We start from the raw sequence: 22,983 nt of genomic DNA, 5'->3' as shown, positions 1-22,983 counted from the left end.
AGCCCGGTTTGTATTGCATTGTTAGGAAGCAACACAAACCGGGCCATGGTAAGCGCTGTTCGCTTTTAAAACGCCATGTCAGTTTTGTTCACTATCCTGCATAGTCCAGTCATTTACGGTAACTGGGTAGAAACTTATGGGCCATATTCCCAAGATTATATGAGGCTCGTGTTTTGATTTCATGTTTATCTTAACAACGGATGTTCATGATGTCAACGGATTTATCGAACAATCTATGAAGTCGTCGTTTTAATGTTCGGATTTAGAGTATTTTTCCCTCAAATACGATTTTCTTCCCAATCGGAATGATCTGAATCGACCCATTTTCCTTCTTTTCCTGAAAGATGGGCTCCTCCATTCGTCGGACAGGTGAGTAGCCTTCCTCTGCCATCTGGGACAACACTTGTTCAATCGTCATGTTGTCTTCCACGTAGAATTTCTTTTTCTTTGGTTTTGCGGTCATTCTTTAATTCTCCTTTTCTTCACAGCCTTCACCCAGAAGCCGCCATGAATCGTTTTGGGCTCATACGAAATGATAAACGCCTTTGAATCAAGCGTTTTAATCGTTTCATATAATTGCAGTTCATATTTTCTCGGTGTTAAAATTTGCATCGCTGACCGGTCTCCTTCAAGACCTCCTACTACCCAGTTGGTGACGCCATATCCTTTTTCTCTCAATTGTTTTGGGAGATCTAGATCGATTTCTTTTGTAATCACGTTCACAGTAATGTAGCCAAGTGCCAGCTTCTCTTCAATTTTCATCCCGACAATGATTCCAATTCCATAACCTAGCGCATACGCAATGACATTTTGTACTTGATCTAAGTTATCTAATACGATACTCAAACCAATGACATAAATCAGCATCTCGACAGTACCAGCAAAAGCGGCTGCATACCTTCTGCCTTTCATTGTTAAAATTAAACGCATAGTGGAAAAAGAGACATAGACAATGTTAATCACTAAAATAATCAAAACCATGGTGAACGCATTGGATAAAAGTTGTTGAAGCACGATTCGAACCCCCTGCACTAAAAATCAAATAAAGCACCCCATATTCTACTAGAGAACAAACCTTGATACAATCAAATTTGCGCGAGAAAAACACATATATCTTTCGACAACAAGGGGTGGTCTTTGTTACCAAGAGTTTACCCGTTTTTTCCTCTTCTCAACATGAAAAACCTCCTTTTTCAAAAGGAGGCTTTAGATGGTTGATAAAGGGCTAAAATATACTTTATTTTAACCCTTTGTCTTCTTTTCAGCGTGATAGAAACTTTTGAATTCTAAGAAGGACGAGTACCGGTGCGAAGCGAATTTCACTTTCGTGAGCACCGTCACGCAGGACTGACGCATTGCAAAGATTTGTCTACACGCTGAAACGTGTTATTATCCAAACCTAACCGGAACAAGTGATGGGATCAAATACTCTCCGACAATGCCCCATAAAAGGGCAATGATGACGAGCTCAATCAACAAAAAGACCCAGCCGGCATACATCAAGTCTCCCCGTACAGCACCTTGCTCTGATTGAATGGAGCGGAAGAGCACAATGGCAATCAGCTGAAGACCAAAAAACATCATCACGGATAAAATCACCGTTACATATGGAATATTCAGCATGGCAAATACAAGCCAAAGGATAGATAAAACCAAAACCGGCACAAGCACGGCACCGAACTTCATGATCACTTCTTTCAGCGATATGTTCCCTTTCAGCATGTACTTACCGAGCACCCAAACCGTCAGCATCATCAGTGTTAACAAAATGAGTGTAAAGACCGCTACCTTCAAAAAGGCGTCACCAAAAGAATAATGAATACCAAAACCTAATAAACGGGTCTTTGACGCCTTTAATTGAACGTAGTTGCCTAAAGCAAAAAACACACTGAATAACACAATTGAAATCCAGGCGTACTTCATGCGTAAAGTGTCCGCTTGATGGATCGCACGGCTCGGTGATTTTAACATTGCGAGCCCATATGAGCCATAGCGCTTAAACGCACCTCCTACACTTCTTGCAATGCGCTGAATGGCTGAACGCTCTTCATCAGCTGGCTTAGCCGTTCTTCCACGTTTTGCAGCGCTGCGGCTGAGGCGGGACTGCCTCGTTTCTTGATCTATTGATGGCTCTTCGTTTTCGTTTTTCGTTTCAGGTGTAACCTGCTCTTGATCTTTCTCTAACATCCCATATCAACTCCTATCTCAGACAATCCGCACAGGCTCATGTGACCTGTCCGGATGACTCCTATTAAAGTAGCGGAGTCTCTCTATTCAGTCAAGATTCCTTGACGTTCATACGAATAGACGGATAAAAGAATGAAGAGGTTTTAATTGGTGAGAAAATAAGCCAAAACAAAAAAGCTGATGAGTGGATCAGCTTTTCATCATCTTTCATAACTTTTCATGAACGATAGCGCCCCTGCTTTGCTTTCTGAATCCGAAGATTCTCCTGGTGTGCTGGGAAACGAGTCTTTTCTGTCGTATCAACTTGTGTAATTTGTCCATTATGAATGGTGATCACCACCGACCCGTATTCAATCCCTTTTAAGGCAGATAAAATAAAATTCAGCTTTTGTTCATCCATCGCTCATCCCCCATCCCACTAATTTTGCTTTCGCTCTTTTAAATAGAGAACCTCATTTTCCAGCTCATGAATCGTATAATGCATGAGCGCTTCATGTTTTTCTTCATGCCCCCATAAAAGGAGCTGCTCAATCAATACCTGCTTTTTCCGCTCAATCACCTGCCTAAGCCAGCGTGACAAGTCATCCCCTCCCGTTATAATGAATGCAAGAAAAAAGGCACTCTGAACCCTTCTATAGAAAAAAGGAAATCAAAGCGCCTTTGGTGATCCAATCAGCGAATTATGTCTTTTTATCATAAACACATAATTCCTATAAGTCAACTATGTTTTTAAAATTTCCCTACAAAAAACAGCAGCCTCCATGAGCTGCTGTTTCAGACAAACCATTAATGATTTAAGAAAGCAAAATATAGAATAAAGATGACAAACAGTCCGTACATAATTGGATGCACTTCTTTTGCTTTTCCTTTAAAGATCATGGTGATCGGGTAGAAAATGAAACCAATCGCAATCCCTGTTGCAATACTATATGTGAGTGGCATCATAATCATGGTTAAGAAGGCCGGTACCGCAATTTCAAAACGATCCCATGCAATCTTCGCAAGAGGTGCTACCATCAGTGCACCGACAATGATTAAAGCAGGTGCCGTTACATTCGGTGTCACGACAGATAAAAGCGGCGAGAAGAACATCGCAAGTAAGAAGAAAATACCTGTCATGACGGCTGCAAAACCAGAGCGGGCACCCGCAGCAACACCTGAACTAGATTCAACATAAGACGTCGTCGTTGATGTTCCAAGAATAGAACCGACTACGATAGAAGAAGAATCCGCCAGCAGTGCTTTTCCTGCACGCGGCAGCTCATTATTTTTCATTAAACCAGCTTGTGTCGCCACAGCCACAAGTGTACCAGCTGTATCAAAGAACCCAACGAATAGGAACGTTAAAATGACAATAAGCATTTGAATGGAGAAAATATCTGGCAAGTGAATCAAGGCTTGGCCAAAGGTTGGAGACAAGCTTGGAATGCTTCCGATAATTTGAGATGGAACTGGCACAAGACCAAAGATCATTCCAGCAATGGCTGTCACAAGCATCCCAATGAAGACACCTGCATTCACTCGAAGAACCATTAAAATGACAGTCACAACGATCCCAAACACCGTTAACAATACAGGACCACTATGAATGTTTCCAATCGAAACGAGCGTATTATCGTTATTGGCAATAATGCCAGAGCCTTGAAGACCCACAAATGTAATGAACAAACCAATCCCTGCACCAACCGCCAGCTTCAGCTCAGCCGGAATGGCATTAATGATTTTTTCACGAAAACCTGTTAAAGAAAGAGCAACGAAAATCAATCCTGAAACAAACACACCGGAAAGTGCTGCCTGCCATGAGATTCCCATACCAAGAACCACTGAGAAAGCGAAGAACGCATTCAGTCCCATACCTGGTGCAATCGCAATCGGGTACCTGGCGATCAATCCCATCAGGAAACAACCTGCCGCAGAAGCTAACGCCGTAGCTGTAAAGACAGCCCCCTGATCAATTCGTAATTTATCTGGAAAATCCGGTACTGCTACTAAAGCAAGTGTGATCGGATTGACAAACAAGATGTAAGCCATCGACAAAAATGTCGTTAAACCGCCGATGATCTCTCTGCGATAATTCGTACCTAACTCATCAAACTGAAAAAACTGTTTCAAAGCCAACTGACTCCCTTCATGTCCTTTTGCTTTAGTCTGCCCCATTCACAAGTCAAATAAAAAACGCCCCAACAGTTTTTGGGACGCTTGACTACAATGTGAATTCAGACCGTGACATCAAACAAGAACAATGCATGATTTATATCAAACGAGTGTGAATTGACGTAGTCAAGCCATTTACGGTAGCTTGGTAGAAACTTGCGGGCCATATCCCCGCCATTATACGACTTCTATCTATTTGATTTCTGTGTCTATTGTACCAACTTCATTTTTAAAACACAATACGAAAAGCGAACATTTTTCAAAGAAATGTCCGCTTCATTCGTCTTATTACACGAATTTGGAAAATCACATCTAGTTCTTTATACACCCATCACTGAATTCTGGCAAAAGCCGTTTCTGCTACATCGAAAAATGCCTTCACAGCAGGAGAAGCTTGCGTGAGCGATGGACAGGCAAGCGCCACCTCACGATGATGCGATACATTCAGATGACTGATCTGCACAAGTTGCTGCGTTTTTAGGAATAACTCAGGACCTATCGTCACACCAAGTCCTTCCCCAACCATGCGGGCAATGGTCGTACAATCATGCACTTCAAATAAAATAGACGGCTTGATTTGCGCCTCTGAAAAAATATCCTCTACATGGGATTGATACATGCCAGTTGGCATAATAAATGGTTCATCTGCTAATTCTTCCATGTCTACAATTGGCCGATGATTAAAACGATGATTTTCGTGATAGGCCACCACCATTTTATCTTTCATAAGTGGCAATAGATCAAACGCTTCATCCGCTTTACCTTTTACAACAAACCCAACATCAATAATGCCAGAATCGAGCCACTCCAATATTTCTTCATATGTCCCCTCATAGAATTTAAATTCAATCTTTGGATGCTTTTTCTGATAGCTCACAAGCAGTTTTGGCAATAAACAAGCGGATGCACTGGCAAATGTTCCAATCCGAATCAAGCCAGATTCAATATTTTTGGTGAGCGCAATTTCCTGCTGAATTTTCTCTACTCGATTTAGCACTTCTCTTATATGCGGGAGAAGGGTTTCACCGGTATCTGTCAGCGTAATGCCCTTTTTTCGGTCACGCACGAATAAAGACACGCCCCACTCCGTCTCTAAACTTGCCACCGCATGACTCACGGCAGACTGTGTCATATTTAATGCTTCAGCTGCAGCGGTAAAACTGCCTAGCTCGACCACCTTAGCCATCGTCTCGAATCGAACAAAGCTCATGAGTATTCACTCATCCCTTTCATGAAAAACATCAATTTTACTTATGTTAGCACGGAATTTAAAATGAATACAACGTTTCAACATAAAGGAAGGGTTCAAAATGAAAAGTACATCTTATCCATTGCTCATATTTCTTTTAGCCGTCGGTTCTTTCGTCACAGGCACTTCAGAATTCGTCGTATCAGGCATACTGGACATCATTTCTGACGATCTGCGCATCTCCATCCCGGTTGCGGGACAGCTTATCACCATCTATTCTCTTTTTTATGCCGTGGGTGCCCTCTTTTTAGTCATGGCCACATCGAAATTGAATCGAAAAAAGGTTCTTTTATCGGCGATTTCCATGTTTATAGCAGGGAATGTGCTTGCCTTTTTTAGCCATCACTTTATGCTGCTCATGCTCTCACGGGTCATCATGGCCATGAGTGGCGGCTTATATATTGTACTCGCAACAAATTATGCAGCGCAGCTCGCCCCGCCAGAAAAAAAGGGGAGTGCGATGGCAACGGTGATCACTGGATTTACTGTTTCACTAGTACTCGGTGTACCGATTGGAACATTTTTAGCAGGATATGTAGATTGGCATGCCATTTTTCTCATCATTGCAATAGGAACCGCTTGTCTCTTATTTCTTCTGTATCGATTATTACCGCCTATGGAGGGACATTCCCATGTGCCATTCAAACAGCAAATGCAAATTCTTCAAGACCGTAGGGTGTTAAGCGGCTTAGCCACGACAGCCTTTTGGATTTTAGGTTACACAATGGTATTTGCCTACATTTCGCCATTATTGCGACAGACATCCGGATTTACGCTCGAAATGACAAGCATTGCCTTGCTCGTCTTAGGGATTTCTGCTTTTATCGGATCACGCTTTGGCGGATACGCTGTCGATCAATGGGGACCAAACCGAACCATTTCAATCAGCATCACGGTTCAGATGCTCATGCTCTTTGCATTATCTTTTACACAATTTTCTGTAGTTGGCGTCTTCATCACGCTCGCCATTTGGGGCACCGCCACGTGGACGACAACACCAGCGAAGCAATTTTATCTCATCTCCCTAAAACCCGAAACATCGGAAACCGTGCTGAGCTTTAATACAGCAATTATGAATATCGGCATGATGCTCGGATCGTCAATGGGTGGTCTGATTATTCAATATACAAATGTAACGAATTTAAGTTGGATAGGCGGGCTAGCCAGTTTTGTTGCGTTGATGTTGATTCGGTACTCGTTCAATCGTCATCGACTGCTGCATCAACAGATAAAAAGCGAACATGTGTAATCATGTTCGCTTCAGCGTGTAGACAAAGTCTACACGCTTTTTTGTATAATAAGGGCAATAACACATTTCTGTGGGGGATGAACATGTTATCGAAACGTGAAGAAGAAAGAAGAAATCAATTAGAAGTCGTGGCCTTAGATGAATTAGTGCCTGAAGATCATCTTGTACGAAAAATTGATCAAGCGATCGATTTTGATTTTGTTTATGATCTTGTCAAAGATCATTATAGTTCTGATAACGGTAGACCAAGTGTGGATCCCGTTGTTCTTATTAAAATGGTTTTGATCCAATATCTATTTGGCATTCGTTCTATGCGTCAAACCATTAAAGAAATTGAAACCAATGTTGCTTATCGTTGGTTTATTGGGTATGGGTTTTCAGAGAAAATTCCGCACTTTTCTACCTTCGGTAAGAACTACGTGAGACGCTTTCATGATACAGATTTATTCGAACAAATTTTTTATCGAATCTTAAGAGAAGCGATGAAAAAAGGTCTCGTTGATCCATCTATCGCTTTCATTGACTCAACTCATGTAAAAGCGAACGCCAATAAGAAAAAACTTGAAAAGAAAATTGTTCGAGTAGAAACGAGAAGTTATCAAAATCAGCTTCATGAGGAGATCAATGTTGATCGTGAGGAACATGGAAAAAAGCCGTTACCCCTACAGAATAAAGAAGAGAAAAAAGAAATCAAGGTCAGTACAACTGACCCAGAGAGTGGCTACTATGTAAAGGATGAACGTGAAAAGTTATTTGCTTATTCATTTCATACGGCTTGTGATTCAAAAGGATTTATTTTAGGAACACTGGTCACTGGTGGAAATGTTCATGATAGTCGTATGTTAGATTCACTTGTATCAAAGGTGACAAAGAAAGTCGGAAAACCCAATGTAGTCGCAGTGGATGCTGGATATAAAACACCTTATATCGCCAAGTTTTTAATGGATCAAGAGATAAGACCTGTCATGCCTTACACTCGCCCGAAAACAAAAGCTGGTTACTTGAAAAAGAATGAATACGTATATGACGCACATGTTGATTGTTACATTTGCCCAAACGGGCAAATTCTTTCTTATCGTACAACGACTAGAGAGGGATATAAGCAATATGCGTCCGATTCAGAGGTATGTAAATCCTGCTCGTTTCTAGATAACTGTACACAAAGTCAAAATCACACCAAACAGATTCACCGACATATTTGGCAGGACTACCTAGACGAAGCAGACCATCTGAGACTCACTGAAATGAATAAGAACATCTATGCAAAACGGAAAGAAACGATTGAACGCGTTTTTGCGGATGCAAAAGAAAAGCATGGAATGCGATGGACGAAACTTCGAGGATTGAAAAAAGTTTCGATGCAGGCGATGCTTACTTTCGCTGCCATGAATCTTAAGAAATTAGCAAACTGGACATGGAAAGAGCCATGTCCAGCGTAAAGCGACTGATCAATTTTATCAAAATAAGTGAAAACCCCACTTTTACTTGAAGTAAAGGTGGGGTTTGTCTACGGTCTGAAGCGAACATGTGTAATCATGTTCGCTTTATTATTTATCGATTAGCTTTTGATGTTTCTTTTTTGACTGGAATGGTTACGGGTATATCTTCCTGTGGTGCCAACAGATTCAGATTTGACAGATCAAGATACAGCCCATAATCCTTAAAAGAAAATGTGTCTAACTTCTTCACATCAAATTCAAAGGTGGATTGCATAGAGGCTGTCTTGAAATTGGTCACCTTCGCATCGTTTCTCTCCAAGTAATATCCGTTTTCATCATTTGCTTCAGGATCTGACCACGATTTCAGCTTTTTAACATCACCTAATCCTATCCATTCACCGATATTCTCCATAACATCCTCATCTAATTCTTTCTGATCTACTCCAGTAAATTGATAATAAACTGTCACAGAATGCCCCTTTTGCTCTATTTTATTGATTTTGATCCCTATTCCATGATGCTTTGTTTTGAACTGAACAGGCAGCTTTGTCTGAAGAGGAATGATTTTGCTTTCTTCTTGTTCGTCTGTCACACCCGTGTAAAATGTTAATTCAGTTGCCTCTGGATCAATCGACTGATCTAAAATGGTCAAATGATTTTTTCTAGTTTTGTCAGAAGTCAGTTGTTTTTCTCCTAAAACTGTTCCAATTTCGAGCTGATAATCATTCCCTAGATTATCCTTCATTCTTTCTATACTAACTATATCGTCTTTAGCAAAACCATTGTAATCAATGGTATATTGAATAACAGAGCTTTTCACTCCATTTTCTACCTTTATATTTCTTAAGTGATAACGTCCATTTAAAATAGACACGTCTTTTTGTCCAGCTAATACAGTGGTTTTTTGCTTGACCGCTGGTACCTTGAAGCGCCAATTCCCTACAATATCCCCAATTTTAGAAATGACAAGTGGCACTTGTTGACCTTGTTTGATCGTTTGACCATTTGTATAGACTGTCACCTGCCCAACATAATGGCCATCTTTTAATTTTTTCAATTCATGATTGTAGGAACTCGATTGGGAAGCTTGATTTACTGGATCTAAGTTGACTATGAAAGGGACAACATCTTCCTTTGTATTCAAATTCTCCACAGTAAACGTATAAACAAGCCGCCCGGCATCATAATACACACTGTTTACTTTCACAGTCACCCCTCTTGATTCAGCCCCTTCATTGACATGCTTCACCAAATCACTCTGAAAAAGAGACATTCCTACTTTATCGTGAAACATCATATAAAACTGTCCAATAATCGGTACACGTGCCATTGCTGTATTAAGAGAAGGAAAAAGGAAACCTGATGAAAAGTAAAGGACGATGAGAACAATGGCAGAGTATACTGGCGTTCTCCAGTTCCATTTGAACCAACGTCTTTTCTTTTCCGCTTTCACATCTCCTATTGCTTGGCGAACCGCAGAGGTCAATTCAACCTTTGGTACATCAATCTCATCATAGAGCTTTTTCATTTCTTTTCGTTCCATCGACACTCTCCTCCTTCTCCAATGTTTGCTTTAATAACTTTCTTGCTCGATACAAATGAGTTTTGACAGTTCCTTCGGGCACACCCATCTGTTCAGAAATCATTGAAATCGAATAATCTTGAAAATAAAATAGCTGAATCACGAGCTGATATTGCTCATCTAACACATCAAGTGCATTTTTTAAATCGAGCTTGTCTTCCAAAAAATCATGCCGCTCAACGCTCTCATGCTGCTGTTCAAACGGAACAACATCTTGCTGCTTTTTCTTCATCGCAAAAATCGTATGAATCAAAATCCTAGTCAGCCATGTAGAAAAATAAGCCGGTTCTTTTAATCCAGATAAATGTTTAAATGCTTTAATGACCGTCTCTTGAACAGCATCTAACGAATCCTCTTTATTTCTTGTGTAGAGAAAAGCCGTTTTATATAAACGCTCTTGATACATCAGCATTAATGTCTCAAATGCCGGGACATTCCCTTTTTGTGCTTTTTTAATTAGACGCACTTGCTTCATCTCATCCACACCTCCTACACCTGTTAGAGCAAGGTTTCTCTCAAACGGTTTCAACAAACAAAAATTTCTTTTACTCAACATATGTCGGACAAAAATAGAGAAAGTGAAGAATAGGCCGCAAAGATCGTATTGAACTTTTGATATAATGGAAGAAATATCTACAAAAAGGAGGATATTGATTGTTTCTATTTGAAGAACCTGCTTGTGCTAGCTGCCAAAAGAAAATAGAAGGTAACGAAGAAGTGTACGTTAAGCTGGTCTATCCAAAGAGACGAGGAATGACAGAAGTAAAGGCTTGGCTAAGAAATGAAGGGGTTTTTTATTGTAAGGCATGTACAGAACAAAAGACATCACATGGGGGATAAATGCATGAACAAAATTACTTTTCCACAATCATTTCCAACGATACAGACTGAAAGACTAATCTTAAAACAAGCGACAATCGCAGATGCTGAGGATATGCACATCTATTTATCCAATGAAACCGTGTGCCGCTACATGGGCATTGATGCACATGAAACCATCGAGGACACAAAAGGGGAAATCAAGTGGTATGACAATATCTTCAAAGAACAAACAGGCATCCGGTGGGGCATTTCTTTAAAAAACAACCCCACCATCATCGGGAGCTGCGGCTTTCTCAATCTAGAAAAACAGCACCGCCGTACGGAAATTGGCTATGAATTACACCATGATCATTGGAGAAAAGGCATCATGAAAGAAGCGATTACTGCGGTGTTGCGGTATGGATTTCAGGAGATGAACTTGAATCGGATTGAAGCGATCATTGATCCAGCAAATACGTCTTCTGTTCAATTATTGGAGAAGATACATTTTGTACAAGAGGGTTTATTAAGAGAGTATGAATTGGGTCAGAAGGGATTCGATGATGTGTATATGTATTCGATTTTGAAGAGAGATTACGAAAAATCCTATTAAACAGAGGAGAAACAAATGAAAACGGATATTCATTTCATCCAAAAGCCACAATCAGAGTATACGCAAGGCACCCCAATGTTATAGAACAACTTTTGTAACATATTCCATTTATATTTATTGGTAGGTTATTTCTTATAAGAAAATAGTTTAATAATACGACAGATAGCCAAAACTCAAACCTAAAAATCAATCGATAAATATCCAATATTCCTTGAACATTTTCTAAATCAGAAAATGAAAGTTCCAAAAAATACCTTTCGATAGAAGAAAGGTATTTCAAAACAAACGAAAATTATTTTATAAAGTTCGGTGTATGTAGTGCGATTACAATGTTTCTAAAACCTCTCCTGTAATTTCAAGATGATGCATTATTGAAAAGCGTTTCACACTTCCAAGACCTGGGTAAGTCTCTCTGTCATGTGTATCCTTTATTTTTGAATAGCCCAATGTTTTTAAACTTAAATTTGGTTCACACCACGCAACTAACTTTTTGGTTGCTTCCTTATATTTTTGTGATGGATTCTTAGGGCTTTTATTTGAATCAGATATGAAATGCCGAATTCTAAGATGCTTATTCTCACTTTCTTCATATACCATGTGAATAGCAATTGCGTAAGGGCTAAACCCATTATCAACATATTCAGAATCAACTATACTATAGTCAGAAAAACCTACACACCCGTGAGTTGAATAAATTGAGTGATCTTTTGAGAAAAATTCATCGTCAGGATAATCAGAATTTCTTTCTCTTTTGTTAAACCTATCTCTCCATAATACTGCTTTACCCATAAAATTAATAACGTCTTCAATTTCAGTCATGAAACATAATTTGATTCTATTGTTCTCAATGAAAGAACTTTGCATGAATGCCCCATTCTCCCCACCATCTTTAAGTAAGATAGCGATCTCATTTTCAGATTGAAGTTTAGGATCATTGAAGTATCCATTGAAATCATTACAGTAATAAAGAGCTATTTTTACAAATTTAGAAGTAAGCAGAACATTGAATTTTTCTTTATTTGAATTTAATCGTTTTATTCTACGAACCTCATCTTCATCTTCATTCCCTAATAATGTTTCACTCATGTTATCCTCAAACTCTCCAACAATTGGGTTCATAACGAGATAAATATTTCTTTCGGCTTTTACAAATTCAGCTAAGGTACTTACTAAAGTAGAGGATAGTTTAACTAATTCTATTACGGGAGTTACTCTATCTCCCAACTTTTCAGCTAAAAGCAGCTCTTTTATTGCTAATAATTCTTCCTTTTTTCCCCTCAAAAATGGATAATACATTTTTTTCCTCCTAAAATATATTTCTTTTCAGACGTGTAAATTGATTGTCTGTTAAGTTACTGAAATACGCTAGCGATTTTAATGATTTTGGTAAATCAAAAAAAATTGGGTTAGAGACCTTGTTTCGTTGCTTTAACTTATTTATAAAAAGGTTATAAGCTATGTCTTGCTCTATATCTAAAAATAGAGCTTTACACGTATTATAGTATTCAAATTGTGATACTTTAGGTAGATATCCATAATAACTGAAAATAATGTCTTCATATTCTCCTTTTCTAAGGATATCAAACATTATTCCTAATTCAATACTATCGTTTGATTTCACGGGAGAACAAATAGGGCTTATAGTCCCTCGTCTAGTCAACAAAGAAACCCCGACAGACGAATCTTTATATATTTTAGATACTTTTTCAAGATGAGACTCGCTTGTCAATACAGTTACATGGTCAAATGCTTTATAATAATTTCTAATTTGGTTATCTAGTCTTTCAAAATTATCTAGTTCAGTTTTAATTTCATAAACTACAGCCTTTCCATTAATTAGAACAAAGTCTGCCTTTGCATCACCAATCGATAATTCCGTTAAAGCTGTAGTTGTATTGACACTATGAACTCCTAACAAGAGCTTATTCAATAAAGTGTTTTTATAATAGTATTCATTTCTATAGTTTTGATGCAAAATAGAGTACAACTTTTCGAAGGCACTTGCTATTGAATCAGTATTGTTATCAGAGTGAATAAAGGTTTTTCTAGCTTCATCAAAGGTACTACTAATTTTAACAGTGGTATTTGTTAATTCATTTAAAACTTTTCTAGTAAAAACTCTTGTTAATAATGAATAATCTTTTTCTCGCAAGTTTCTCACTCCAAATTGCATTGATAACTTTATTGTTCTTCATTAAGAAAAATGCAATTAAAACAATTATAACAAATATGTATAATTTTAACAACTTTTTCTATTTTTAATATAATCTCTTGGATTTTCCTATCTGGGTTCTTTGAATTTGTCTAAAAGACAAAGAATTTTTAATCAATGAAGTCTCGTCATAAATTTTAAAGTAAAAGAAAGATCTCTTTATTTATAATTAAAGAAAAGTTATTTTAAACCCTAGAATTTCACTCATTGATTTCCTCAAGTTAAAAATAGTGTCTTATTTACATTTCATCTAAAAATATACAAAAAAGCCCAGTATATTGAGGTTTCACTCAAACACTGGAACTTTTCAGAAACATAAAAATTACCCAAGTGGATTATCGGATATTTTTAAAAACAATCTTATAGACAGTTCGAACTCTTTTTAATTGATTCAAAACGGCACTATCCCCACTAAAAACCATTAAATACATTTAGTGCAAAAAACCACATCCGTTACTTTTATTCCCACTCAATCGTAGCAGGCGGCTTACTCGTAATATCATACACCACGCGGTTCACATGCTTCACTTCATTCACGATACGAGTCGAGATCTTTTCAAGTACATCCCAAGGGATTCTTGCCCAGTCACTCGTCATACCGTCAATAGACGTAACAGCACGGATACCGATTGTGTAATCGTATGTTCTTGCGTCACCCATGACACCTACGCTGCGGATGTCTGGGAGGACTGTGAAGTATTGCCAGATGTCGCGCTCAAGGCCGAAGTTGGCAATTTCTTCGCGTAGAATCGCATCCGATTCACGGACGATTTCTAGTTTTTCTTCAGAAATTTCACCTAGTACACGGATTCCTAGTCCTGGACCTGGGAATGGCTGTCTCCATACGATGTCGTCTGGAATACCTAGCTCTGACCCTAGAGCACGAACTTCATCCTTGAATAGCGTATTGAGTGGCTCAATCAATTCAAACTGCATGTCTTCTGGAAGACCGCCAACGTTGTGGTGAGATTTGATTGTTTGTGCCGTTGCTGTTCCACTCTCAATGATGTCAGTGTAAAGAGTTCCTTGTGCTAAGTAGTCGATTCCTTTTAGCTTGTCCGATTCGTCATCGAATACATAGATGAATTCGTTACCGATGATTTTACGTTTTTGCTCAGGATCAGACACACCTTTTAGCTTGTTTAAGAAACGATCTTTCGCATCTACTTTAATCACGTTCATGTTGAAACCTTCGCTAAATGTTTTCATTACCCCTTCTGCTTCGCCTTTGCGAAGAAGACCGTGGTCAACGAAAATACATGTCAGCTGATCGCCGATGGCTTTGTGGATCAATACAGCCACAACAGATGAATCTACACCGCCGCTTAGTGCGCACAATACTTGTTTGTCGCCTACTGTTTCACGGATTTTCTGCATTTCGATTTCAATGAAGTTCTCCATTGACCATTTGCCATCGCACTCACATACGCCGAAGACAAAGTTCTTCAATAGATCATTTCCGTACTCAGAGTGACGTACCTCTGGGTGGAACTGAACGCCATAGAAATTCTTCTCAGCTAAGCTCATCGCTGAGTTTGGACAATGTGCACTTGTTGCATCAACTGTAAAGCCTTCTGGTACTTCAACGACAAGGTCACCATGGCTCATCCAAACGACTTGATCCGTTGGAAGGTCTTTGAATAAAGCAGGTGTTCCGTTAATATGGATGTCTGCTTTTCCATATTCACGCTGGCTTGCCGCTTCTACTTTCCCACCTAAATAGTGAGTCATCAGCTGCATGCCGTAGCAAATGCCTAGAACCGGAATGCCTAGATCAAAAATCTTTTCGTCACAGCGGAAAGATCCTTCATCATATACACTGTTTGGACCACCAGAAAGGATGATTCCTTTCGGCGCCATTTCTTTAATTTCTTCAGCAGTTAAAGTGTGCGGATGAAGCTCACTGTACACACCAAATTCACGAATACGGCGAGTGATCAGCTGATTGTACTGACTACCGAAATCGAGAACCAAAATCATTTCATTTACTAAATTTGTCATGGTGTCACCTCTATGTCCAATATAGTTTTTATAAACGCACAGAAAAAATGAGAGGAGAAAACCTGCTCTCAGTGTAAATCACGCTTTTGAAGCGCCCAGACTCACATCCGAACGCTTCAATTTCATGTATTTTAGAAGGTTTTAATATTCACCTATTCTAACAACAGGAAGGTACGGGGTCAAGACTATCTCCTGTTTATTAAATTTTCCCATAACTTCACCGACTGCCGCCAAAGCGCCGACGCATCTTCTCGCCTGTAGAGCGCCCGCTCATAGAACTGCGTTAGTTCAGACATGTGATGATTCCCTTCCTTGTCATCGATCAAAGAAGCAAATTCTCTTAGCGTCATGCCTGGCTTTTTATCGATCCCTCTGCGCCTTAGCTGTTTTAATAGAGCAGCATATGCGTAGAAAAAAGCTTCCTCATCTGGCAGACGTTTTACCTTTCTCACAATAAAGATTGGCAGCCATCTTGCTCTGAACCGGTAAAGCATCCAGCCTATAATTCCAAGAAAGACAATCGCACCTGCTGCGTAGCCCAAGATTGAACCAACATGAATCATACTTGGCTTTGCTTTAGCTGCTTGTTCCTCTTGTTTTGCCACCTGTTCTGGTTCTTGTTGCTGCGGCTGTTGTGTCTGCTCGTTTTCTTGTTGATCAGATGCCGGCTGATCTTTTTCATCCTGTTGATCATCTGTTTGGTCGTTGTTAGCCGTGGTTTCATTCGTAAATGTCTCTGGGTTCGTGAACCCTTTTGTCGGTTCAAATGTCACCCAGCCACGGTTTGGAAAATACACCTCTACCCATGAATGCGCATTGTTATTGGTCACTTCATACACATTGTTTCCATCCATCTGTGTTTCATATAACTGACCTGACGTGTACCCTTTCACCCATCTCGCCGGAATTCCAATCGAGCGAAGCATGACAATCATCGAGGTTGAAAAGTTATCACAATAGCCAATCATCGTATCAAATAAGAACTGATCCACATAGTCTTCGTCACGCCCAGGCACAGCGACATTTTGGGTTTCATATGAAAACTTCGCAGATCCTAAATAATCCTCAATCGCTTTTGCTTTATCATACATATTATCCTTCGTTTCCGTTAAGCTGTTCGCCAATGTTTTCACACGCTCTGGCAGCGAGGATGGGAGCTGCAAGTATTCACGTCCGACCTGCTGGTTCACTTGCTGCTTGGTCGGTACTTTGATCCGCTGCAAGTCCTCTAGGATAAATGTAGGTGATAAGAAGCTGACTCGATAGTTCCCTAAATTTTTGGGCGGGTTTTGAGTAGACGGGACAATTTTCTCCGTTTTGCCCATCATTTGCAGTGGAATGTTTTCCATCGGCGTCAGCATAACCGTACCAATCGGATAAACAGCATGATTAAATCGATAATTTGATTCCATATCGACTCTCGTTTCATGCTCCTCTGTTTTCACGCGATTGGTAAACCACCGGTTCGGCACTTCATTCCCTTTTAACCGAGTAGGTTTCGTATCATTTGAAGCATCCTCCCAGCCTTTCCCCGTGTAAATACTTTTTGTTTCTCCACGAAAATAAGACGGCTCTTTTCCGCTCCATTTAAATACCGGTGTACGGTCCTCACTAAACGGTCCCCCAAGCGACGAATCATCCGTACTATATCCCACCTTATTCTGCCCGGTGGAACCATCTTGATTCGTGACCGCTTTAAAAAACGGGACAGGGTCAGGCCATTTCGGATCAGATTTTGGCAAAGAAGCACCGAGTGATGCTGATACAAGAACAAGCGCCAGCATGGGTAAGAACCAATTGAGACGCGCTTTCTGTGACACCCTCACACCTTCAGCCGAACGAAGCCGGTCGAAATAGAGCAGGCCAAGCAAACAAAAGCCAAATACCATAATTCGAACGATCGCAAAAGTCGCATCATAAGGCGTAAACGTATCAAGAATCGTGACATATACAATCGTCATCAGTAAAAAGAAAAAGATACGCTGCTGATACACAACCCAATAATGAAGCAAATAAACAAGTAGCCAAAGCAAAATATAAAACAACAATGTGCGGAAAGACGGATACATGTCACTCCACATGCCCATGCTCATCAAAGAAATATTATCTTGAATATCAGCAAACAGCGCAGGCAGATAACTTGGCTCTGATTGATAAAAAATCAAATATAATGCGAGCAAGATCAATCCAGCACAAATAGGAAACGTCACATACCACTTCAATCGAAAGAACGTAAACAAACACGTAAGCCCTATAAAAATGATGAAATAAGACGTATGACTCGTCTCTGTAAAATCTTGAAGCGGACGAAGCCACTCCCAAAGCAGCAGAAATGCGACAGCATAATAGATGAACAACTCAAAACGGCTTTGCCGCTGATGCATATGCAGCATAAATGTTTGTCACCTCACAGTTCTTTCGTGCAGCCGGTCCTCAAATAAAAGGGTCGTGTGTATCCCAGAAGCTTTAAGCCGGTCCACAAGCTGTTTTTCTTTTGCCGTCAATCGATCAACGGCTCTCTTCACTAAAAGAACAGTGATGTTCTTTCTGTTTCGATTCCCAAGTAAAATGGCAGCAAGCTCTTCTTGCAGATGACCTGTCACCACATACTTTCCTGTCTGCTGGTGCTCACTCGATGTTAATGATTGATAATCAGGTGCACGAGAAGGCTGATACTGCACCTTTGTTAAATAGTAGAGCATGTCCTGTAAATGCCACTCTCCTTGATCCACTCGAAATATGTGCTGATCCCCAAGCGGGACAAGGCCTACCGGCACCCCTTTTTTCACAGCCGTTTGCAGAACCGATGCGGCCATAGATACAATCGTTTCAAAAGCGGCTTCATCTGTAAAATCAGCAAACACCACCAGATCCTTTGTCTGATTCTGTTCAAATTCCTTCGTCATAAGCTGACCTCTTCTAGCTGTTGTCTTCCAGTCCACCCAAGCGAAACGGTCTCCTTGCTGGTATTCACGCACACCTGTCGTCACATTTGTCGGTTCATTTAACCAAGAGTGCACCGCTTTGCCTCCATTTTCATTCACCGATACAGCAGATTCAACCGGAATATTCAACATTTTCGGATACACAAGTAATTTTTTCTCTAGTGGAAGAATCACTTCTTTTTCAACAAACCCAAACATATCACCCGTTTTGATTCTAACCGCCGTCAATTGATGCTCTCCCCGCATGATGTCATTGAATTGATATGAAAATCGCCACGTTTTCCGAAACCATGGAAAGATCATTCGCTTCATTTCAATTTGTTCCTGTAAATGGATGGTATCCGGCGGGTCATCCTCAAGTATGACGTACACGTACGGAAATAAATTCGTCCGCTTGATTTCAAGGTCAACAGACAGCACATCCCCTGCCTTTAACCGGGTATGCTGTAATGTCCTTTTGGCTGTTGCACGAAGTGGAACAAGGGCAAACAACAAAGCATACAAAGCATATGGTGAAAATGCATAAAAAAGGAACCAGCTCACAAAGCCGCCCTGAAACATGGCATAGCAAAAGGCTGCTGCCGTGAGAATGACGAGCATCATCACCCGTAACCATAATGAAACGGCTAAACGATTACGTGACTTCATTGAGTCATCGACTTTTGAACTGGTACGCCAATATGCTCAATCATCTGTCGCAACAGTGTCTCCGCCTTCTTCCCTTCATATGTTGCTTCTGATGTCAAAATCATGCGATGCGGCAATGTGTAAGGCGCCAAATACTGTACATCATCAGGAATCACATAATCCCGCCTGTTCAACAGCGCATACGCCTGAGCCGCTTTCATCAATGCAATTGAACCCCTTGGGCTCACGCCTAAATAGACAGACGGATGATTTCGCGTCGCTTGGGCGATTTCGACAATATATTCTTTAATCGATGCATCCACATGTACGGTCTGAACCGCTTGCTGCAAAGCATGGATATGATCTTTTGTCATGACTGCCTGAAGCGTGTCAATTGGCGATTGTTTCTCCTGCAAATTCAGCACCTCAAGCTCCTCCAGCATGGTTGGATACCCCATCTGCAGCTTAAATAAGAAACGGTCCATTTGCGCTTCTGGAAGTGGATAGGTTCCCTCATACTCCACTGGATTTTGCGTAGCCATCACAAAGAAAGGATCTGCCAGCGGCATCGTTTCTCCGTCCACTGTGACACTGCCTTCTTCCATCGCTTCAAGAAGGGCTGATTGTGTTTTAGGAGAGGTTCGGTTGATTTCATCAGCCAAAATAATCTGCCCCATAATCGGTCCTTGTCTAAATTCAAACTCGTTTGTCTTTTTATTATAAATCGACACACCTGTTACATCTGAAGGCAAAAGGTCAGGCGTAAATTGGATTCGCTTAAACTCACACCCAATGGATTTTGCAAGAGCACGAACCATCATGGTCTTCCCAACGCCAGGCACATCCTCTAATAGCACATGCCCCTTCGCCAAAATCGCAACAAGGCTTAATATCGCAATATCTTTTTTCCCCACCATCACTTTATTGATGTTATCTACGATTTTTTGTAAATCTGAATGCATCGGTTCATCAAATGCCATCCTGATCCTCCTATCACGTTTCCGTCAATTTTCATATAGTCTAACTTTACCATACAACACGCATTTGCATGAAACATCAACACGTAGAAAAAAGAAGCCTTCTCACGATGGAAAAGACTTCTGCTCCTCTTTAGGCTCACTTGCTGGTTCCATATGAACATGAGAGTGTAAAATATCATGTTCCTGCTTCATTCTGCGTTCAATTTCATCTGCAATATCATGGCTTTCTGCGATGTTTAAATGCGGTTCTACTTCAACGACCACATCTACATGGACAGTGCTTCCAAGGTAACGAGCTTTAATGTCTTTCAAATCGCCCACTCCTGGTGTCGATTCAATCGTCTCTTTATATTTAGACATATCTTTTATATGAAAACCGTCCGTTAACGAATGAGACGCATCTCTGAAAATCTCCCACGCCGTTTTACAGATAATTAAGCCAATCACAAACGCAGCAAGCGTATCAACCCACGCCAGCTGAAATTGAGAGGCGATAATTCCGACAAACGTCCCGATACTCACATAAGCATCTGATTTATTATCAGCCGCTGCGGCATATAGCGCCTGGCTATTAATTCGTTTAGACAGTTTACGGTTATACATATACACGCCATACATCACAACAGCACTTCCTGCTGCCGTCCAAGCTGCAATCATATCAGGCGTTTGATGCTCTGATGAGAAAAGCGACTGGCCTGCACTCAGCAAAACCTGAAGCCCGACAAGCATCATAATAAAGGAAGCCACAAGTGACGCAATATTTTCAGCTCTAAAATGACCGTATGGATGATCCTCATCAGGTGGCTTCTGAGAAATACGCAGCCCAATTAATACGGCAAGCGAAGCAATGATATCTGTCGTATTATTCAAGCCATCTGCGGAAAGGGCTTCTGAATGAAACACATACCCAATGATCAGTTTGACAGCAGATAAGATCACATAGGCTATAATGCTGACCCAAGCACCTGTTTCACCTTGTCTTAATTCGTTGTAGCGCTCCATACCGAACAGCGCCTCCTCACACATTACTTTTCTATATTTATCTTACAAAGCCAAGCCCGTGTGGGTCTACAGCAACATGATTCGCTTGAATCAGCAAAATAGGAGACATAGAAATGTGTTGACCTAAGCAAACTTATTTTTATAAGGTCAATTGACCTCAAGACCTACTCCCATCAATGTTTTTCAAAACCACCCCGAAAAATGAAAAAGAACAAAATGACTCTACTACCTAATTGTCAGAATAGTTTTATTTCAAAACACAACTTTTCTTTCTTCCTTCTTATGCTATTTTTAAGAATGGGCAGAGGAAAATGAGGGAACATAATCTCTCAAATCCTTTATACTTTTTAACATCATGTTAAGAGGTTTGAAATGTCAGTTTGATAACCTGTCCAATGCTGAATGACAATTCAGTATGATAAAATTTAAAATATTCTAAAAACAAACTCTTGAATAAAAGAGAAATGTTTGGAGGTAAAGAAATGTCCAACATGACAAACGGTCTTCAAAAAAACCTTAAGACAAGACATATTTCAATGATCTCCATTGCCGGGGTCATTGGGGCAGGGCTATTTGTTGGTAGTGGTGCTGTCATTCATTCTGCAGGGCCTGGATCGATTCTTTCCTATTCATTTGCCGGCCTTCTGGTCATCTTTATTATGAGAATGCTTGGAGAAATGGCATGTGCCTATCCGACAAGCGGCTCTTTCTCACAATATGCGAGCGACGCCATCGGCCCGTGGGCCGGGTTTACAATCGGCTGGCTTTACTGGTTCTTCTGGGTCATCGTCATCGCCATTGAGGCCATTGCTGGTGCTGCCATTATTCAATATTGGTATGGAGATGCACCTGTTTGGCTCACAAGTCTTATCCTCACAATCCTCTTAACTTTGACAAATATCTTTTCTGTTAAATCTTTTGGCGAATTTGAATATTGGTTTTCATTGATTAAAGTCGTCAGCATTATTCTCTTCCTACTCATTGGTTTTGCATTTATCTTTGGTTTTGGCGGTCATCATACTGCAGGTCTTGCTAATTTAACGGGAAATGGCGGTTTCCTTCCAAACGGATTCGGCTCTGTGCTCCTCGGGATTGTCGTTGTCATCTTTTCCTTCATGGGAACCGAGATTGTGGCAATTGCCGCAGGTGAATCAGCAGACCCTGTCAAATCTGTGACAACAGCTACCCGTTCAGTTGTATGGCGTATTATTGTGTTCTACGTCGGGTCGATCGCCGTCGTTGTCACTTTACTCCCATGGAATTCAGCGAATATTTTAACAAGTCCGTTCGTTGCAGTATTAGAATACATCGGTGTCCCATCAGCCGCTCAAGTCATGAACGTCATTGTTTTAACAGCCGTTCTTTCTTGTTTAAACTCCGGCCTATACACAACGTCCAGAATGCTTTATTCATTAGCAGAAAGAGGCGAAGCACCAAAACGTTTTATGAAAATCAGCAAACGCGGTGTCCCTGTAGCAGCGACAGTCGCAGGTACCTTCTTTTCCTATATTGCCGTCATGATGAACTACTTTTACCCTGAAACCATCTTTCTATTTCTAGTCAATGCCTCTGGTGCCATTGCACTTCTTGTCTACTTGGTGATTGCCGTTTCACAATTAAGAATGCGTCGTAAAATTGAAAAAGAAAATCCAGAACAACTCAAAATCAAAATGTGGCTGTTCCCATACCTTACGTACTTTACCATTTTGGTCATCTGCGCCATCTTGGCCTCTATGCTGTTTATCGAATCGATGAGACCTCAGCTCATACTGACAAGCATCATTACCATCGGTGTACTAGCCGCCTACTTCATCTTTAAACCGAATAAAAAAGTGCCTGCAAGTGCAGCGCTTGAAAATAAACACCCTTAATTCTCCCGCTGAAAAGCGGGTTTTTTTATTTTATTCACCTATTTGGATGTCCGCACTTATAATGTATCAAA

The 22,983-nt window shown here is 40.4% G+C and carries 21 protein-coding genes and 2 riboswitches; of the genes, 5 read left to right on the top strand and 16 right to left on the bottom strand.

Features of this window, described 5'->3' with window-relative positions; translation table 11 throughout:
* Nucleotides 1-81 precede the first annotated feature (81 nt).
* Nucleotides 82-183, bottom strand: a riboswitch (purine riboswitch).
* Nucleotides 184-262: 79 nt separating this feature from the next.
* The 7 genes from NSQ70_RS03290 to NSQ70_RS03260 form a co-directional block, all read right to left on the bottom strand.
* Nucleotides 263-463, bottom strand: a complete 201-nt coding sequence (locus tag NSQ70_RS03290) for an NETI motif-containing protein (protein ID WP_017359825.1) — start codon at nucleotides 461-463, stop codon at nucleotides 263-265.
* Nucleotides 460-1,014: a DUF5698 domain-containing protein gene (locus NSQ70_RS03285; protein WP_008344300.1), complete on the bottom strand. Its 555-nt coding sequence runs from the start codon at nucleotides 1,012-1,014 to the stop codon at nucleotides 460-462. The genes NSQ70_RS03290 and NSQ70_RS03285 overlap by 4 nt, the downstream gene beginning before the upstream one ends.
* Nucleotides 1,015-1,389: 375 nt before the next feature.
* On the bottom strand, nucleotides 1,390-2,187 hold the full coding sequence (locus tag NSQ70_RS03280) for a hypothetical protein (protein WP_256689061.1): 798 nt from the start codon (nucleotides 2,185-2,187) through the stop codon (nucleotides 1,390-1,392).
* Nucleotides 2,188-2,404: 217 nt separating this feature from the next.
* On the bottom strand, nucleotides 2,405-2,587 hold the full coding sequence (locus NSQ70_RS03275) for a YezD family protein (protein WP_008344304.1): 183 nt from the start codon (nucleotides 2,585-2,587) through the stop codon (nucleotides 2,405-2,407).
* Nucleotides 2,588-2,605: 18 nt separating this feature from the next.
* A complete protein-coding gene (locus tag NSQ70_RS03270) occupies nucleotides 2,606-2,767 on the bottom strand; it encodes a hypothetical protein (RefSeq protein WP_008344307.1) in 162 nt (53 codons plus the stop codon).
* 206 nt (nucleotides 2,768-2,973) lie between these two features.
* Nucleotides 2,974-4,299: an NCS2 family permease gene (locus NSQ70_RS03265; protein ID WP_008355742.1), complete on the bottom strand. Its 1,326-nt coding sequence runs from the start codon at nucleotides 4,297-4,299 to the stop codon at nucleotides 2,974-2,976.
* Nucleotides 4,300-4,444: 145 nt separating this feature from the next.
* Nucleotides 4,445-4,546: riboswitch (purine riboswitch) on the bottom strand.
* Between the two features lie 126 nt (nucleotides 4,547-4,672).
* Entirely contained in the window at nucleotides 4,673-5,551 is an 879-nt protein-coding gene (locus NSQ70_RS03260; protein ID WP_193804130.1) for a LysR family transcriptional regulator, read from the bottom strand.
* 100 nt (nucleotides 5,552-5,651) lie between these two features.
* Here NSQ70_RS03260 and NSQ70_RS03255 point away from each other — a divergent pair, with 100 nt between their 5' ends.
* Both NSQ70_RS03255 and NSQ70_RS03250 read left to right on the top strand, forming a co-directional pair.
* On the top strand, nucleotides 5,652-6,839 hold the full coding sequence (locus tag NSQ70_RS03255) for an MFS transporter (RefSeq protein ID WP_135009901.1): 1,188 nt from the start codon (nucleotides 5,652-5,654) through the stop codon (nucleotides 6,837-6,839).
* A gap of 83 nt (nucleotides 6,840-6,922) precedes the next feature.
* A complete protein-coding gene (locus NSQ70_RS03250) occupies nucleotides 6,923-8,278 on the top strand; it encodes an IS1182 family transposase (protein ID WP_047947312.1) in 1,356 nt (451 codons plus the stop codon).
* Nucleotides 8,279-8,390: 112 nt separating this feature from the next.
* On the opposite strand, the gene NSQ70_RS03245 is transcribed toward NSQ70_RS03250, so the two are convergent.
* Together NSQ70_RS03245 and NSQ70_RS03240 are read right to left on the bottom strand one after the other, a co-directional pair.
* Nucleotides 8,391-9,821 (bottom strand): DUF4179 domain-containing protein, encoded by a 1,431-nt coding sequence (locus NSQ70_RS03245; RefSeq protein ID WP_256689060.1) that lies wholly within the window; start codon nucleotides 9,819-9,821, stop codon nucleotides 8,391-8,393.
* On the bottom strand, nucleotides 9,790-10,335 hold the full coding sequence (locus NSQ70_RS03240) for a sigma-70 family RNA polymerase sigma factor (RefSeq protein ID WP_047946429.1): 546 nt from the start codon (nucleotides 10,333-10,335) through the stop codon (nucleotides 9,790-9,792). Before NSQ70_RS03240 ends, NSQ70_RS03245 begins: the two co-directional genes overlap by 32 nt.
* Nucleotides 10,336-10,514: 179 nt before the next feature.
* Between NSQ70_RS03240 and NSQ70_RS03235 the strand changes: the two genes are divergently transcribed.
* Nucleotides 10,515-10,700, top strand: coding sequence for a hypothetical protein (locus NSQ70_RS03235; RefSeq protein WP_047946428.1), 186 nt, complete (start codon nucleotides 10,515-10,517; stop codon nucleotides 10,698-10,700).
* A gap of 4 nt (nucleotides 10,701-10,704) precedes the next feature.
* Nucleotides 10,705-11,274 carry a GNAT family protein gene (locus NSQ70_RS03230; protein WP_024719387.1) on the top strand — a complete coding sequence of 190 codons (570 nt, stop codon included), beginning with the start codon at nucleotides 10,705-10,707 and terminating at the stop codon, nucleotides 11,272-11,274.
* Between the two features lie 324 nt (nucleotides 11,275-11,598).
* On the opposite strand, the gene NSQ70_RS03225 is transcribed toward NSQ70_RS03230, so the two are convergent.
* The 7 genes from NSQ70_RS03225 to NSQ70_RS03195 all read right to left on the bottom strand — a co-directional run bounded on the left by NSQ70_RS03225 (nucleotide 11,599) and on the right by NSQ70_RS03195 (nucleotide 21,041).
* Nucleotides 11,599-12,570, bottom strand: a complete 972-nt coding sequence (locus NSQ70_RS03225; protein WP_024719386.1) for a sce7725 family protein — start codon at nucleotides 12,568-12,570, stop codon at nucleotides 11,599-11,601.
* Nucleotides 12,571-12,580: 10 nt separating this feature from the next.
* A complete protein-coding gene (locus NSQ70_RS03220; RefSeq protein WP_024719385.1) occupies nucleotides 12,581-13,426 on the bottom strand; it encodes a sce7726 family protein in 846 nt (281 codons plus the stop codon).
* Nucleotides 13,427-13,945: 519 nt separating this feature from the next.
* Nucleotides 13,946-15,487, bottom strand: coding sequence for a glutamine-hydrolyzing GMP synthase (gene guaA, locus NSQ70_RS03215; RefSeq protein ID WP_017366723.1), 1,542 nt, complete (start codon nucleotides 15,485-15,487; stop codon nucleotides 13,946-13,948).
* 185 nt (nucleotides 15,488-15,672) lie between these two features.
* Nucleotides 15,673-17,880 (bottom strand): transglutaminaseTgpA domain-containing protein, encoded by a 2,208-nt coding sequence (locus tag NSQ70_RS03210; RefSeq protein ID WP_342502446.1) that lies wholly within the window; start codon nucleotides 17,878-17,880, stop codon nucleotides 15,673-15,675.
* A 9-nt stretch (nucleotides 17,881-17,889) separates the two neighbouring features.
* Nucleotides 17,890-19,080, bottom strand: coding sequence for a DUF58 domain-containing protein (locus NSQ70_RS03205; protein WP_144667747.1), 1,191 nt, complete (start codon nucleotides 19,078-19,080; stop codon nucleotides 17,890-17,892).
* Nucleotides 19,077-20,039, bottom strand: a complete 963-nt coding sequence (locus tag NSQ70_RS03200; RefSeq protein WP_017366721.1) for a MoxR family ATPase — start codon at nucleotides 20,037-20,039, stop codon at nucleotides 19,077-19,079. The genes NSQ70_RS03205 and NSQ70_RS03200 overlap by 4 nt, the downstream gene beginning before the upstream one ends.
* Before the next feature lie 102 nt (nucleotides 20,040-20,141).
* Nucleotides 20,142-21,041 (bottom strand): cation diffusion facilitator family transporter, encoded by a 900-nt coding sequence (locus NSQ70_RS03195; RefSeq protein WP_342502445.1) that lies wholly within the window; start codon nucleotides 21,039-21,041, stop codon nucleotides 20,142-20,144.
* Between the two features lie 482 nt (nucleotides 21,042-21,523).
* On the opposite strand from NSQ70_RS03195, the gene gabP reads away from it, so the two are divergent.
* Nucleotides 21,524-22,912, top strand: coding sequence for a GABA permease (gene gabP / locus NSQ70_RS03190; RefSeq protein WP_024719380.1), 1,389 nt, complete (start codon nucleotides 21,524-21,526; stop codon nucleotides 22,910-22,912).
* The last annotated feature ends 71 nt before the right edge of the window (nucleotides 22,913-22,983 follow it).

It is taken from the genome of Bacillus sp. FSL R5-0397, assembly GCF_038593395.1.
GTDB classification, from domain to species: Bacteria; Bacillota; Bacilli; order Bacillales; family Bacillaceae; genus Bacillus; species Bacillus altitudinis.
Note: the sequence above shows the minus strand (reverse complement) of the source record. Positions and strands in the feature narration are given on the sequence as shown.

What these genes read in the sequence shown, in the direction of transcription:
- NSQ70_RS03195 (WP_342502445.1), bottom strand. Translation starts at nt 21,041, where the DNA reads ATGGAGCGCTACAACGAATTAAGACAAGGTGAAACAGGTGCTTGGGTC.
- NSQ70_RS03290 (WP_017359825.1), bottom strand. Translation starts at nt 463, where the DNA reads ATGACCGCAAAACCAAAGAAAAAGAAATTCTACGTGGAAGACAACATG.
- NSQ70_RS03280 (WP_256689061.1), bottom strand. Translation starts at nt 2,187, where the DNA reads ATGTTAGAGAAAGATCAAGAGCAGGTTACACCTGAAACGAAAAACGAA.
- NSQ70_RS03260 (WP_193804130.1), bottom strand. Translation starts at nt 5,551, where the DNA reads ATGAGCTTTGTTCGATTCGAGACGATGGCTAAGGTGGTCGAGCTAGGC.
- guaA (WP_017366723.1), bottom strand. Translation starts at nt 15,487, where the DNA reads ATGACAAATTTAGTAAATGAAATGATTTTGGTTCTCGATTTCGGTAGT.
- NSQ70_RS03255 (WP_135009901.1), top strand. Translation starts at nt 5,652, where the DNA reads ATGAAAAGTACATCTTATCCATTGCTCATATTTCTTTTAGCCGTCGGT.
- NSQ70_RS03205 (WP_144667747.1), bottom strand. Translation starts at nt 19,080, where the DNA reads ATGAAGTCACGTAATCGTTTAGCCGTTTCATTATGGTTACGGGTGATG.
- NSQ70_RS03210 (WP_342502446.1), bottom strand. Translation starts at nt 17,880, where the DNA reads ATGCTGCATATGCATCAGCGGCAAAGCCGTTTTGAGTTGTTCATCTAT.
- NSQ70_RS03250 (WP_047947312.1), top strand. Translation starts at nt 6,923, where the DNA reads ATGTTATCGAAACGTGAAGAAGAAAGAAGAAATCAATTAGAAGTCGTG.
- NSQ70_RS03200 (WP_017366721.1), bottom strand. Translation starts at nt 20,039, where the DNA reads ATGGCATTTGATGAACCGATGCATTCAGATTTACAAAAAATCGTAGAT.
- gabP (WP_024719380.1), top strand. Translation starts at nt 21,524, where the DNA reads ATGTCCAACATGACAAACGGTCTTCAAAAAAACCTTAAGACAAGACAT.
- NSQ70_RS03230 (WP_024719387.1), top strand. Translation starts at nt 10,705, where the DNA reads ATGAACAAAATTACTTTTCCACAATCATTTCCAACGATACAGACTGAA.
- NSQ70_RS03275 (WP_008344304.1), bottom strand. Translation starts at nt 2,587, where the DNA reads ATGGATGAACAAAAGCTGAATTTTATTTTATCTGCCTTAAAAGGGATT.
- NSQ70_RS03240 (WP_047946429.1), bottom strand. Translation starts at nt 10,335, where the DNA reads ATGAAGCAAGTGCGTCTAATTAAAAAAGCACAAAAAGGGAATGTCCCG.
- NSQ70_RS03245 (WP_256689060.1), bottom strand. Translation starts at nt 9,821, where the DNA reads ATGGAACGAAAAGAAATGAAAAAGCTCTATGATGAGATTGATGTACCA.
- NSQ70_RS03225 (WP_024719386.1), bottom strand. Translation starts at nt 12,570, where the DNA reads ATGTATTATCCATTTTTGAGGGGAAAAAAGGAAGAATTATTAGCAATA.